Source organism: Microbacterium salsuginis (assembly GCF_012524205.1).
Taxonomy (GTDB): domain Bacteria; phylum Actinomycetota; class Actinomycetes; order Actinomycetales; family Microbacteriaceae; genus Microbacterium; species Microbacterium salsuginis.
Genome location: NZ_JABACI010000002.1, coordinates 410681 through 423905, shown reverse-complemented (window position 1 = coordinate 423905; position 13225 = coordinate 410681). Strand labels below are relative to the sequence as shown.

Annotated in this window: 12 protein-coding genes; 2 read left to right on the top strand and 10 right to left on the bottom strand. The window is 69.9% G+C overall.

Annotated features, from left to right (window positions below; genetic code table 11):
* Positions 1 to 26 precede the first annotated feature (26 nt).
* The gene (gene trpS / locus HF576_RS09040; protein ID WP_168912465.1) at positions 27 to 1031 is read right to left on the bottom strand and encodes a tryptophan--tRNA ligase; all 1005 of its coding nucleotides are present in this window, start codon (positions 1029 to 1031) and stop codon (positions 27 to 29) included.
* A 27-nt stretch (positions 1032 to 1058) separates the two neighbouring features.
* Positions 1059 to 1757, bottom strand: coding sequence for a TetR/AcrR family transcriptional regulator (locus HF576_RS09035; RefSeq protein ID WP_168912464.1), 699 nt, complete (start codon positions 1755 to 1757; stop codon positions 1059 to 1061).
* Positions 1758 to 1906: 149 nt separating this feature from the next.
* Between HF576_RS09035 and HF576_RS09030 the strand changes: the two genes are divergently transcribed.
* A complete protein-coding gene (locus tag HF576_RS09030; protein WP_168912463.1) occupies positions 1907 to 2956 on the top strand; it encodes an NAD(P)-dependent alcohol dehydrogenase in 1050 nt (349 codons plus the stop codon).
* Positions 2957 to 2973: 17 nt separating this feature from the next.
* Here the strand turns inward: HF576_RS09030 and HF576_RS20750 are convergent, their stop codons facing one another.
* The 8 genes from HF576_RS20750 to sdhC all read right to left on the bottom strand — a co-directional run bounded on the left by HF576_RS20750 (position 2974) and on the right by sdhC (position 11935).
* Complete coding sequence (locus tag HF576_RS20750) at positions 2974 to 4857, bottom strand: NHL repeat-containing protein (RefSeq protein ID WP_168912462.1); 1884 nt, start codon at positions 4855 to 4857, stop codon at positions 2974 to 2976.
* A gap of 118 nt (positions 4858 to 4975) precedes the next feature.
* Positions 4976 to 5824, bottom strand: coding sequence for an exodeoxyribonuclease III (locus HF576_RS09020; protein ID WP_343234221.1), 849 nt, complete (start codon positions 5822 to 5824; stop codon positions 4976 to 4978).
* A 30-nt stretch (positions 5825 to 5854) separates the two neighbouring features.
* Positions 5855 to 7093 carry a YhjD/YihY/BrkB family envelope integrity protein gene (locus tag HF576_RS09015; RefSeq protein WP_168912460.1) on the bottom strand — a complete coding sequence of 413 codons (1239 nt, stop codon included), beginning with the start codon at positions 7091 to 7093 and terminating at the stop codon, positions 5855 to 5857.
* A 9-nt stretch (positions 7094 to 7102) separates the two neighbouring features.
* The gene (locus HF576_RS09010; protein WP_343234220.1) at positions 7103 to 8374 is read right to left on the bottom strand and encodes an MFS transporter; all 1272 of its coding nucleotides are present in this window, start codon (positions 8372 to 8374) and stop codon (positions 7103 to 7105) included.
* 10 nt (positions 8375 to 8384) lie between these two features.
* Positions 8385 to 9185, bottom strand: a complete 801-nt coding sequence (locus tag HF576_RS09005; protein ID WP_205835070.1) for a succinate dehydrogenase iron-sulfur subunit — start codon at positions 9183 to 9185, stop codon at positions 8385 to 8387.
* Positions 9185 to 11011 carry a succinate dehydrogenase flavoprotein subunit gene (gene sdhA, locus HF576_RS09000; RefSeq protein ID WP_168912459.1) on the bottom strand — a complete coding sequence of 609 codons (1827 nt, stop codon included), beginning with the start codon at positions 11009 to 11011 and terminating at the stop codon, positions 9185 to 9187. The genes HF576_RS09005 and sdhA overlap by 1 nt, the downstream gene beginning before the upstream one ends.
* A gap of 43 nt (positions 11012 to 11054) precedes the next feature.
* Positions 11055 to 11504, bottom strand: a complete 450-nt coding sequence (locus tag HF576_RS08995; protein WP_205835069.1) for a succinate dehydrogenase hydrophobic membrane anchor subunit — start codon at positions 11502 to 11504, stop codon at positions 11055 to 11057.
* Positions 11504 to 11935 (bottom strand): succinate dehydrogenase, cytochrome b556 subunit, encoded by a 432-nt coding sequence (gene sdhC, locus HF576_RS08990; RefSeq protein WP_168912458.1) that lies wholly within the window; start codon positions 11933 to 11935, stop codon positions 11504 to 11506. The genes HF576_RS08995 and sdhC overlap by 1 nt, the downstream gene beginning before the upstream one ends.
* A 116-nt stretch (positions 11936 to 12051) precedes the next feature.
* On the opposite strand from sdhC, the gene HF576_RS08985 reads away from it, so the two are divergent.
* Positions 12052 to 13167 carry a mannose-1-phosphate guanylyltransferase gene (locus tag HF576_RS08985; protein WP_168912457.1) on the top strand — a complete coding sequence of 372 codons (1116 nt, stop codon included), beginning with the start codon at positions 12052 to 12054 and terminating at the stop codon, positions 13165 to 13167.
* Positions 13168 to 13225 lie beyond the last annotated feature (58 nt).

The following is a 13225-nucleotide window of genomic DNA, read 5'->3' as shown; positions in this document are numbered from 1 at the left end:
GGGCCGCGATCCTCGCCGACGCGGAGTCAGGCGCGGCGGAGGAGGCCGACCTTCTCGTAGACGTCGCCGAGGGTGCGGTCGGCGACCGCATCGGCCTTGGCCGCGTTGAGGGCCAGTACGCGGTCGAGCTCGGCGGGATCGTCGAGCAGCTCGAGCGCGCGGGCGCGCACCGGGCCGAACTCCTCGACCACGACCTCGGCGAGGCCCTTCTTGAAGTCCCCGTAACCGCGGCCGGCGTACTCGTCCTCGATCGACGGGATCTGGCGACCGGTGAGAGCCGCGTAGATCACGAGCAGGTTCGACACCCCGGGCTTGGCCTCGCGGTCGTACCGCACCGAACCTTCGCTGTCGGTGACGGCCCGCATGACCTTCTTCGCCGACACGGCCGGGTCATCGAGCAGCCACAGCACGCCGGCATCCGAGTCGGCGGACTTCGACATCTTGGCGGTGGGGTTCTGCAGGTCGTAGATGCGGGCGGTCTCCTGCTGGATCACCGGCATCGGCACGGTGAAAGTCTTACCGAAGCGGCTGTTGAAGCGCTCGGCGAGATCGCGAGTGAGCTCGACGTGCTGCTTCTGGTCGTCGCCGACGGGCACGATGTCGGTCTGGTACAGCAGGATGTCGGCGGCCATCAGCACCGGGTAGGTGAAGAGCCCGACCGAGGTGGCGTCGGCGCCGTAGCGCTGCGACTTGTCTTTGAACTGCGTCATGCGCCCGGCCTCGCCGAACCCGGTGATGGTCGACAGGATCCATGCCAGCTCGGCGTGCGCGCGCACGTGGGACTGCACGTACAGCGTCGACTTGGACGGCTCGATGCCGGCGGCGATGTACTGCGCGGCCGTACGGCGGGTCTTCTCGCGCAGGTGCTCGGGATCCTGCGCGACCGTGATCGCGTGCAGGTCCACGACGGAGAAGAAGGCGTCGTACGACAGCTGCAGGTCGCGCCACTGCATGAGCGCCCCGATGTAGTTGCCGATCTGGAGCGAGTCGGCGGAGGGCTGCATGCCGGAGTACAGACGCGGTTTGCTCACCCAACGATCCTAAGGGCGACGGATGCCTCAGCCGGTCGCGCGTGCGCGACGCTCGAGTCCCTCCAGCAGGATGTCGAGCGCGAATTCGAACTCCACGCGGTCGTCGCACCAGCCGAGAGTGCCGACCTCGTCTTCGTGGACGACGTCCTCGAGCATGGCCTGCACGTTCGGCATGAGTGCGCCGAGCGCGGCCGCCTGCGCCGGATCGGCCGCGCCGTCGGCGCCCTGCGGATCGTCGAGGATGAGCTCCTGCGAGAATCCGAACTGACGACTGCCGAGCGTGTGCATGGCGTGGTGGATGAGGTCCCACGACAGACCGCCCGATCGCATCACCGCGACGTTGGTGTCGACCCACGTCGCGAAGGCGGGCGTCATCGTGCCGCGCGCTTCGAGCGCGCGGGGCACCCATGGATGGTCGAGGAGCACCTCGCGCGCGGCGAGGATCCGGGTGCGCAGGTGGTCCTGCCACGACGGCGGAGGGGGAGTGGTCGCGCGCGCCGCACGCTCTCCCACGTCTTCGAAGACGAGGTCGAGCGCACCCGTGATGACAGCGTCCTTGCCACGGACGTGGTAGTAGATCGACATGGGTTCGACGCCCAGCTGCTGGGCGAGCCGGCGCATCGTGAGCGCGTCGATCCCGCCCTCGTCGGCGATCGCGATCGCCTCGCGCAGCACGCGTCCGCGCGAGAGCGGCTCCCTGCGCGTCGTCGTCGCGAGCGTCGTCATGCCGGACCTCCCGCGTCCACGGTACCGCCCCGTCGGCCGCCCGGACGCGAAGCGGGCATCGCGCGCAGGTCTGGACAACAGATCTCGAACAGGTTACCTTACGTAGTAAGTCGTACAACGTAAGGTACGCAGCGAGAGTGGAGACTTCGATGAGCAGCACCGATCACGACGACACGCGGGGCGCGGTTCACGCCCCGGCCGTTGCAGCCGTTCCCGGCGACACCATGCGTGCTGCTGTCGCCCACCGCTTCGGCGGTCCGGATGTCGTGGCGGTGGAACGGATGCCGCGTCCCACGCCGCGCGACGGTGAGATCCTCGTGCGAGTGCACGCCGCGAGCGTGAGCATCGCCGACCACCGGGTCCGGTCGCGCGACGTGCCGCGCGGGCTGCGGATCCCCACGATGTTCGCGCTCGGCATGATGCGGCCGCGCCACCCCGTGCTCGGCATGGACGCCGCAGGAGTCGTTGCGCAGGTCGGCGCCGGTGCGACCGGCTTCGCACCGGGCGACCGTGTGCTGCTCCTGCGAGGCGCGCGCTTCGGGTGTCACGCCGAGTACACGACGATCGCGGCGGAGGGGGCGGTGACGAGGATTCCGGACGGCGTCTCGTTCCGCGACGCGGCGGCCGTGCCGTTCGGCTTCGCGACGGCGGATGCCTTTCTCGAGGCCGGCGGCATCGGGCCGGGGCAGCGCGTGCTGGTCAACGGGGCGTCGGGCGCGGTGGGCTCCGCCGCGGTGCAGCTGGCGAAGCTTCGCGGGGCGACCGTCACGGCGGTCACGAGCGCGGGCAACGCCGAGCTGGTGCGCGACCTGGGTGCCGACCGCGTGATCGACTACGCGCGCGAGGACTTCGCGGCCGGCGGTGCCGAGTACGACGCGGTCGTCGAGTGCGTCGGCAATGCGCCCCACGCGCGGTCGGTACGTGCGCTGCGGCCGGGTGGGGTGCTGCTGCTCGTGATCGCCGATCTCGCCGCGATGCTCGGGTCCAAGCTGCGACCCACGCGCGACGGCATCCGGCGCATCCAGGACGTCGGTGCCATCACAGGATCACAGCTGGCGCGCCTCATCGAGCTCGCCGCGACGGGTGTCATCCGTCCCGTCATCGATCGCGTGTACGACCTCGACGCCATCCGCGAAGCCCACGAGTACGTCGACACCGGCCGCAAGCGCGGCAATGTCCTGATCACGCTCGGCGACTGACGCGACGCGGGGACGCCCTACTCGAACGGCTCGACGGGTACCGGCGCCGCCGCCCCGACGAACGCGACGATCTGGTGACCGCCGGGATTCGTCTGCTCCGCGTCGGTGAGCCAGTTGTTCGTGACCCACACGTTGCCGGACGGATCCACCGCGATTCCGGTGCTGCGAGTCAGGCCGTCGAAGGCGTAGCCGGTGTCGTCGGGCGAGATCGCCTCACCCGTGACCAGTCCGCGCGGGCAGGTCGCGGCATCCGCCCCGCAGAATGCGGCCACCCGCTGCTTGCTGAAGTCGGCGACCCACACGTTGCCGTCGCCGTCGGTCGCGATGCCCCAGGGGAGTGTGACGCCGCCGCCGGTGTAGGGCGTCGAGACGGTGCCGTCCGGCGCGATCATCGTGACCGACGGCGTGCCGCGGCCCTCGGCCGTGCGGTCGGGGCACGGCAGGGTGATGCCGCCGGAATTGGCCACCCACACGTTGCCCTCCGCGTCGGCGGCGATGCCCATCGGCCGGTCGAACGCCCCCGTCAGCGGCGAGAAGGACGCGGGCGTCCCATCGCGTTCGAGCACCGCGACGGCGCTGTTGACAGTGCCGGTGACGAAGACGTTCTGCCCGTTGTCGACGATCGCGAAGGGCGCCTCCAGCCCGAACGAACCGAGGTTGCGCGCCTGGTCGGGGTCGCCCTCAGGGTAGACGGCGACCGAGTCGTTGCCGCAGTTCGCGATCCACAGGGTGCCGTCGCCGTCGAACTCGATGCCCTGCGGCCAGCTCAGGTCGCCCTGGGTGAATCCGGTGTCGGGTGAGACCGCGGTGTCGCCATCGAAGAGCGACATGCTGTTGTGCGGCGGCTGGTCCTCTTCGGGGCAGCCCGGCGCCGCAGCGGCGAACCCGAAGTTGCTGAACCAGAGCCGGCCGCTGCGGTCGAACTCGATGCCGAAGCCCGAGCCGCTCAACCCGCCGCCCTGCAATGTGGCGATGAGCTCACCGTCGGGCGCGAATCCGAACGCCTGGTCGCTGCCGCACACCGCGACGGCCGGGTCGGCGTTGTACTGGTAGTTGTTGTTGATCCAGATGTTGCCGTCGGGATCGATCGTGAAGTTGCCCGGGCCCGAGAGTGACTCACCGTCGCCGTCGAAACGCAGCGCGAGCGTCCACGCCGCAGGAACGTCGGAGAGGCCGGGGCGCTCGCCGCTCGCGCCGGAAGCGACGTCGAAGAGCGCTGCGGCCGAGGCCGAGGGATCGCGCGCGATCGCGGCGAACGCGGCGGCGGCAGTCTCGGGCTTGCTGTCGTCGGCTCCGGCATCGAACAGCGCGTCGCAGGCCGCGGTGTCGGCGAGACAGGCGCTGAGAATGTCGGTCAGCGAGGTGAAGGTGGCCAGGGTGCTCGTCTCGGAGCCGTTGGGCGATGTCGTGAGGACCTCGCCGTAGTCGCCGGTCACCGGATCGGCGAGATTGGCCGCCATGCTCGTCGCGTTCACGAGCCACCGGGGGTCGCCCGACGGGGCATCGACGCCGTAGAACTGGGCGAGCCCGTACCCGGCCGCGACCGTCGTCCGCTCGTTGAGCGTGACCTCGCTCGCGTCGGAGGTCGCGACCGCGGCCAGCAGCGCCCGGTCGGAGTCGGCCGGCCGTGCGTCGAGGTAGACGAGCACGGCGTCGCCCGCGTCGAGTTCGAAGGCGCCGTCGTCGTCGGTCGTGGTGGTGGCGCCCGGTTCGGCTCCGTCCGATCCGAGGCTCCACGCCGTGACGGTCCATCCGGCCGTGTCGACGCCGTCGGCCACCAGGTCGATGGATCCGGTGAGCGTCGGCTCGGAGTCGGCCGCCGGAGCGCACCCGCCGAGTACCATCGCGGCCGCCATCGCCATGAGCGCGCTCGCGCCCGCGAGCATCTTCCGGTCGTGCACAGTGAACCCCCGTCTGTGGCCTCCCCCTCGCGGAGTCTAGCCATACGAGGTTGCGCCTCCGGGGAGGTGCCGGACGAACCGCGCGCCCCGCGCCCGGCGGCGCGTCCGTGAGCCGGGGCTATCTGCCGAGGGTGTATTCCGCGACGACCGGGGCGTGGTCGCTCCAGCGGGTGTCCCACGAGGGCGCGCGCACGACGCGGTAGTCCGCCACGCGCTCGCCGAGCGCCGGAGTGGCGAGGTGATAGTCGATCCGCCAGCCCGAGTCGTTGTCGAACGCGCGTCCGCGCATCGACCACCACGTGTAAGGACCGTCGACGTCGCCGTGGAAGCGCCGGCCGACGTCGACCCAGCCGAGCCCCGTTCCCACGGAGCCGTCGACACCGGTGACCTCGGTTCCGGCCTCGCCGAAGAACCGGTCGAAGTAGGCGCGCTCGCGAGGGAGGAAGCCGGCCTTCTTGACGTTGCCCTTCCAGTTGCGGATGTCGAGCTCGCGGTGCCCGACGTTGAGGTCGCCCATCACCAGCGCGAGCGGCGACGCCGCGGCCAGCTGCGGCAGGCGCGCCTCCATCGCGTCGAGGAACGCCCACTTCGCGTCCTGCCGGGGCGTTTCGGCCTCGCCGGTGTGCACGTACGCGCTGACAACGATCAGCCGCTCGCCGTCGATGTCGAAGTCGGCCTCGATCCACCGGCCGGCGCTGTCGAGCGGCTCGGGACCGAGCACGCGGCGCACATCGACCGACGGCATCCGGCTCGCCACCGCCACGCCGGCACGGCCCTTGGCCAGCGCTTCGTCGTTGACGATCTCCCACCCGGGCAGGGCCGTGCGCAGCTCCTCCTCGGTCGCGCGGACCTCCTGGAGGGCCATCACGTCGATGTCGGCTGCGTCGAGCCATTCGAGCATTCCCTTGCGCGTCGCCGCGCGGATTCCGTTGACGTTGACAGAGGCGATGCGAACACGGCGAGACACGCCCGCCAGCCTATCCAGCCCCGCCGACACTCACTCGAACAGGCTGCCCGCCTTCTTCCGGACGGGGGGAGCGGATGCCTGCACCTGCGCCAGTTCGTGCTCGGCGTTTCGCACCGCTCGGTCGGCTGCCCACGCCCGGAACCACGGCGCAGCGTCGCGGGCCTCCCGCGCGGTGCGCAGTCGCACGCGGGCTGCGACGACAAGGGCGGCATGCTCGGCCGCGAGGCGGTCCGCCTCACTCTGCGGGAGCAGCGGGATGTCCTGGTCCTCGGCCGAGATGGCGATCCATGAGGCGGCCACGAGGATGATGATGCCGATGATCCGGAACCACAGCAGCATGCCGACGAAGATCGCGAAGGTCGCCAGCAGTGCATTGGTCGGCGTGTAGACGAACAGCCACCCGGTGAAGAATTCGAGCACGGTGATCGCGCCGCCACCCAGGAGCGCGCCCGGCCAGATGCGCCGCCACGGCAGCTTCGTCCCGGTGAGGAAACGGATCAGCGCGGCCAGGGCGGCGGCGAAGATCACGAACGAGATGAGGATGGATCCGATGCGCGTCGCCATGCCGAACCAGCCCGAGGTATCACTCCATCCGAACAGCCCGAAGACGAGCTGCAGCGCCCAGGTGCCGATCGAGGTGGCCGCGAAGCCGAGCAGCAGCGCCACGGCGAACAGGATCGCGCCGAAGAGGTCGCGCGCCTTCAGCATGAAGTAGCTGCGCAGGTCGGGCGGCAGCCCGAAGATGTCGCGCACGGCGCGGCGGGCGAACGTGACGAATCCGATCGCGGTCCACATGAGGGTCCCCAGGGCGATCGCACCCGTAATGCCGAGCACCCCGGCGTTCGTCGTGGCGATGTCGGTCACCTGCTCCCGGGTGAACAGGCCGTTCTCGCTGATCAGCCCGGGGATGTAGCTGTTGATGAGATCGATCAGCCCGTCGATCGCCTCCGTGCTGCCGCCCAGCCAGAGCCCGGCGATCGCGAACGCCACGTAGATCCCCGCGAACGTGGCGAACAGGGCCTGGTAGCTGACCCCCGCCGCGAGGAGGAAGCCGTTGCGCTGCAGGAACCGTCGCCACACGCGCACCGGGAACCACCCGAGCGTGCGCTGGGTGAGCGCCGTGGCCTTGCTGATCGGCTCGTCGAACCGCTCGCGCAGACTCTCCTGCGTCGCCTCCCACCGCTCCCGCAGCGACTCCTCCTCGCGCTGCGCGGCGTCGGCCTGGACCTGCGCGTGCCGGTGCCGGCCGGATCGGCCCTTTTCGCTCACGATGTCAGATTAGCGATGACGGATGCTTCGTCCCGGGGTGGACGCGGCATCCGTTCTCGTCTGGAACCGCGGCACCGCGAAGAGCACGGCCGCCAGCGCGACTGCGGGAAGCAGGAAGGCCGGGCCGAGACCGGGCGCATCGGCCAGCAGCCCGACCACGACGGCGCCGAGGATCGCGCCGGCGTAGTTGAAGAGGTTCACGCGCGCGATGACCTGATCGCTGTGGCGCGGATCGAGCTCGCCGGCGGCGCCGAACGTCACGGGGATCAGCACGCCCGCCGACACTCCGGCCAGCGCGAATCCCGCGACCGCGGCACCCGGCAGAGGGATGAGGGCGACGATCGCACAGCCGACGGCCGACACGCCCGCCGCGATCGCGACGAGCCGCCGCCGGCCGATCGCCGTCACCAGGCGGTCGGTCACGAGGCGGGTGACCAGCACCACGGTTTGGTAGGCGGCGTAGCCGAGCGGCGCGATCCACGCGAGGGCGGCGAGGTCGTCCTGCAGGTACACGGTGCTCCAGGTGCTCACCGCGGAGTCCGCGACGAAGACCGCGAGCACCACGAGACCGAACACCCAGATGCCCGCGCGGGGGAGCCGCGCCCGCTCCGCCTTCGGCAGCGCCTCGTCCACCGGCGTCTCGCGCAGGCCGATTCGCGCGACGACGATCCCCGCGGCGAGGGCGATCGCGGCGGCGCCGGTCAGCGCGATGCCGGCGGCGAGCGCGGATGCCGCGACCAGCGACACCAGGAGCGCTCCGGCGATCGCCGCCGCCGTCGCGGCGGCGAAGAAACCGCCGAGAAGGTGTCGTCCGTACGCTCGCTGCACGGCGACGCCCTGCATCGCGGCAGCGGCGTCCACGCAGCCGAGCCCGATGCCGAACACCGCGAACGCCGCCGCGAACCCGGCGAACGGTGTGGGGACCGCGATCACCGGGAGCGCGACCGCCTGGATCACGAGCCCCAGCGCGAGCGCCGCGCGACTGCCGAAGCGGACGGCGACGAGATTGGCCAGCACCGATCCCGCCGCGGCTGCCAAGGCCACGCCGAGCACGAGCATCGATACGACGGTGTCGTCGACGTCCTGACGGGCTTTGAGGGCAGGCAGCGACGTCACCACCACGGCGTAGCCGAGGCCCTGGGCCGCATACGCGGCCGAGACCGCGAGACGCGACGACTTCAGACCGACGGGAACGGATGCCGCCGACATCCGTTCACCGTCCTGTCGTCCGCCGCTGTCGGAACCGTGCTGCGGCCGGTCGCTCCGTTGCGACGCGCCCACGGCGGATGCCCTAGGGCCGTCCGCGCAGCACGGCCTGCTTGACCTCGGCGATCGCCTTGGTCACCTCGATGCCGCGGGGGCATGCCTCAGTGCAGTTGAAGGTCGTGCGGCAGCGCCACACGCCCTCCTTGTCGTTGAGGATGTCCAGGCGCACGTCGCCGGCGTCGTCGCGCGAGTCGAAGATGAACCGGTGGGCGTTGACGATGGCCGCAGGGCCGAAGTACTGGCCGTCGGTCCAGAACACCGGGCACGACGAGGTGCACGCCGCGCACAGGATGCACTTGGTGGTGTCGTCGAAGACCTCGCGGTCGACGATCGACTGGATGCGCTCCTTGCCCGGCTCGGGCTTGGAGCCTGCGATGAGGAAGGGCTGCACCTCGCGGTAGGAGGCGAAGAACGGCTCCATGTCGACGATGAGGTCCTTCTCGAGCGGCAGGCCCTTGATCGCCTCGACGTAGATCGGCTGCGAGATGTCGAGATCCTTGATGAGGGTCTTGCACGCCAGCCGGTTGCGGCCGTTGATGCGCATCGCGTCGGAGCCGCAGATGCCGTGCGCGCACGACCGGCGGAACGACAGCGAGCCGTCGACCTCCCACTTGATCTTGTGCAGCGCGTCGAGCACGCGGTCCGTGGAATAGAGCTCGACGTCGTAGTCCACCCAGCGCGGCTCTTCGTCCACCTCGGGGTTGAACCGGCGGATGATGAAGGTCACCAGGAACGACTGGATGCCGGTGTCGTTCGAGGCCTCCTCGACACGCTCGGCGGCGTCGGCGTCGGTGCGCTCGATGATGTCTGTGGCGGTGGTGGCCATCAGTACTTCCTCTCCAGCGGCGGGTAACGCAACTCGCCGGCCTCGTTCTTGGTGAACACGACGGGCTTCCAGTCGAGGCGGATGTGGTCCTCCGAATGCGAGGACCCGGCGTCTCCCGACAGGTACGCCATCGTGTGCTGCATGTAGTTCTCATCGTCGCGCTGGGGGAAGTCGTCGCGCATGTGGCCGCCGCGGCTCTCCTTGCGGTTGCGGGCGGTCACGACGACGACCTCGGCGATGTCGAGCAGGAACCCGAGCTCGACCGCCTCGAGCAGGTCGGTGTTGTAGCGCTTGCCCTTGTCGTCGACGTGGATGTTCTTGAACCGCTCGCGCAGTTCCGAGATCACCTCGAGCACCTCGCCGAGCGATTCCTCGGTGCGGAAGACCTGGGCCTTGCGGTCCATCTCGTCCTGGAGCGTCTTGCGCAGCACGGCGATCCGCTCGGTGCCCTGGTTGTTGCGCAGCCCCTCGATAAGACCGCGCACCTCGGCGGCCGGGTCTTCCGGAAGCGGCACGAACTCGGCGGTCTTGACGTACTCGACCGCGTTGCGGCCGGCGCGCTTGCCGAAGACGTTGATGTCGAGCAGCGAGTTCGTGCCGAGGCGGTTCGAGCCGTGCACCGACACGCACGCGCACTCGCCGGCGGCATACAGGCCGGGGACGACGGTGGTGTTGCTGCTGAGGACCTGGGCGTCGTTGTTGGTCGGGATGCCGCCCATCGCGTAGTGCGCCGTGGGCATGACCGGCACCGGCTCGACGACCGGGTCCACACCGAGGTAGGTGCGGGCGAACTCGGTGATGTCGGGGAGCTTGGTCTCGAGCACCTCGGCGCCCAGGTGCGTGCAGTCCAGCAGCACATAGTCCCGGTGCGGACCGGCGCCACGACCCTCGGCGACCTCCTGCACCATGCAGCGGCTGACGATGTCGCGGGGTGCGAGGTCCTTGATGGTCGGCGCGTAGCGCTCCATGAAGCGCTCGCCCGACGCGTTCCGCAGGATCGCGCCCTCACCGCGGGCGCCCTCGGTCAGCAGGATGCCGAGCCCGGCGAGGCCGGTGGGGTGGAACTGGAAGAACTCCATGTCCTCCAGGGGCAGACCCTTGCGCCAGATGATCCCGACGCCGTCGCCCGTGAGGGTGTGCGCGTTGGAGGTCGTCTTGAAGATCTTGCCGAAGCCTCCGGTGGCGAAGATGACGGCCTTCGAGTGGAAGACGTGCAGGTCGCCGGTGGCGAGCTCGTAGGCCACGACGCCGGCGATCTCGGTGCCGCCGTCCTCACCCTGCACCGTGATCAGGTCGAGCACGTAGAACTCGTTGAAGAAGTTGATGCCGAGCTTGACGCAGTTCTGGAACAGCGTCTGCAGGATCATGTGACCGGTGCGGTCGGCCGCGTAGCACGCGCGACGCACCGGGGTCTTGCCGTGATCGGCGGTGTGCCCGCCGAAGCGGCGCTGGTCGATCTTGCCCTCGGGGGTGCGGTTGAACGGCAGGCCCATGTTCTCGAGGTCGATGACGGCGTCGATCGCCTCTCGCGCGAGGATCTCGGCGGCGTCCTGGTCGACGAGGTAGTCGCCGCCCTTGACGGTGTCGAAGGTGTGCCACTCCCACGAGTCCTCTTCGACGTTGGCCAGCGCCGCCGCCATGCCGCCCTGCGCCGCGCCGGTGTGCGACCGCGTCGGGTACAGCTTCGAGATCACGGCCGTCCGCGCCCCCGGGCCCGCCTCGATCGCCGCGCGCATGCCGGCGCCGCCGGCTCCCACGATGACGATGTCGAACTGGTGGTAGTGGACGCCGTCTCGGACGTAGCTGTCGATGCTCTGCGTGGTCACTCTCAGTGCTTTCGGTGGAGGGAGGTGTCGGTCGTCGCCGGCGCTACGCGCACTGTTCCTGAAGCCAGTCGGCGCTGGTGTCGCTCAGGCCCAGGCACGGGTCGAACGTGAACACGACGAGCGTGCCGAGGACGATCAGGAACCCGGCTGCGAGCCACAGCGCCCACACCAGCACGCGGCGGGTCGTGGCGTGCGTCACGTAGTCGTTGACGATCGTGCGCATGCCGTTGGCGCCGTGGATGAGCGCGAGCCACAGCATGAGCACGTCCCACCACTGCCAGAAGGGCGAAGCGAACTTGCCGGCGACGAAGGCGAAGTCGATGCCGTGGATGCCCTCGCCGAGCATCAGGTTCACGAACAGGTGGCCGAAGATCAGGATCACGAGGAACACGCCCGAGACCCGCATGTAGATCCAGCCCCACTTCTCGAGGTTCGGACCCTTGCGGCGGACGGGAGCGTGCGGTGCACGGGGGTCGGCGATGGTCGCGCTCATCAGTGACCGCCTCCCGGTGCGAACGCCAGCATGAGATGCCGGGGAGCGAACCCGAGCATCGTGACGACCCAGAGGCCGAGCACGCCCCACCACAGCTGCCGCTGGTGGCGGGTGGCCCACGACCACAGGTCGACGGCGATGATCCGCAGGCCGTTGTACGCGTGGTAGGCGATCGCGCCGACCAGGGCGACCTCGCCGAGTGCCATGACCCAGTTCTTGTACGTGCCGATGACGGCGTCGTACGCCTCGGGCGAGACGCGGATCAGTGCTGTGTCGAGCACATGCACGAGGAGGAAGAAGAAGATGGCGATGCCGGTGATGCGATGCAGTACCCACGACCACATGCCTTCGTTCCCGCGGTACAGGGTGCCGCGGGGGACTCGGGAAGTGGTCTCGGATACCGACGGTGTGACGCGCGCTGGTGCAGACACGGCCGTCCTCCCTGATTGGAACCTGTACGTTTCATCCTATTCCCGCATTCGGCACGCGGCGACGAAGGGGCGCCTCACCCGCTCCCGGTGAGCGAGAGCCGGTTACCCTGTGACGCATGGCCCACGCGATCGAAGACTTCTACGCCGTCATCCCTGCGGGCGGCATCGGCAGCCGGCTGTGGCCGCTGTCGCGGGCCGACGCCCCCAAGTTCCTGCACGACCTGACGGGGTCGGGTCAGACGCTGCTGCGCGACACCTGGGACCGGCTCGAGCCCCTCGCCGGCCGCGACCGCATCGCGGTCGTGACCGGCCGCGCGCATCGAGCGGCGGTCGAGAAGGAGCTGCCGGGAATCGCCGACAAGAACGTGTTCCTCGAGTCCGAGCCCCGCGACTCCACTGCGGCGATCGGCCTGGCCGCCGCGGTCCTGGTGCGTCGCGAGCCCGACGTCATCATCGGCTCGTTCGCCGCCGACCACGTGATCCGCGTGCCCCAGCTGTTCGACTGGGCGGTGCAGCAGGCCGTCGCCACCGCCCGCGAAGGGTACATCTGCACGATCGGGATCCAGCCGTCCGAACCGTCGGTCGGCTTCGGCTACATCAAGAAGGGGTCGGCGCTCGTGGTCGACGGCGCCCCCGAGGCCGCTCTCGTCGAGAGCTTCGTCGAGAAGCCCGACCTCGACACGGCCAAGGACTACTTCGCCGATCGCAACTACCTGTGGAACGCGGGCATGTTCATCTCACGGGCCGACGTGCTGCTCGGAGAGATCGCCGAGAACGAGCCGCAGCTCTATGCGGGCCTGATGGACCTCGCCGAGGCGTGGGACGACCGCGACCTGCGCGGCCCCGTCGTCGACCGCATCTGGCCGACGCTCACCAAGATCGCGATCGACTACGCGGTCGCCGAGCCCGCCGCAGCGCGCGGGCGGCTCGCCGTCATCCCCGGCCACTTCGACTGGGACGACGTGGGGGATTTCGCGAGCCTCGCGAAGCTCAACTCGGGCGGACGCAAGAACGACCTGGCGATCCTGGGACCGAACGCCCGCATCCTCTCGGACGCCGCCAGCGGCATCGTCGTCAGCCAGACCCGCCGTGTGATCAGCCTCATCGGGGTGCGCGACATCGTCGTGGTCGACACCGAGGACGCGCTCCTGGTCACCACCAGCGAGCACGCGCAGCGGGTCAAGGGCGTGGTCGACGCGCTCAAGCTGAGCGGTCGCGGCGAGGTGCTCTGACCTGCGGCGGGGACGGATGCCGCGGCATCCGCTCATGACGGCTGTATTGCGTCTTTGT

Coding starts and splice junctions, on each gene's coding strand:
- HF576_RS09035 (WP_168912464.1), bottom strand. CDS start 1,757: ATGACGACGCTCGCGACGACGACGCGCAGGGAGCCGCTCTCGCGCGGA.
- HF576_RS09030 (WP_168912463.1), top strand. CDS start 1,907: ATGAGCAGCACCGATCACGACGACACGCGGGGCGCGGTTCACGCCCCG.
- HF576_RS09005 (WP_205835070.1), bottom strand. CDS start 9,185: ATGGCCACCACCGCCACAGACATCATCGAGCGCACCGACGCCGACGCC.
- HF576_RS08995 (WP_205835069.1), bottom strand. CDS start 11,504: ATGAGCGCGACCATCGCCGACCCCCGTGCACCGCACGCTCCCGTCCGC.
- HF576_RS08985 (WP_168912457.1), top strand. CDS start 12,052: ATGGCCCACGCGATCGAAGACTTCTACGCCGTCATCCCTGCGGGCGGC.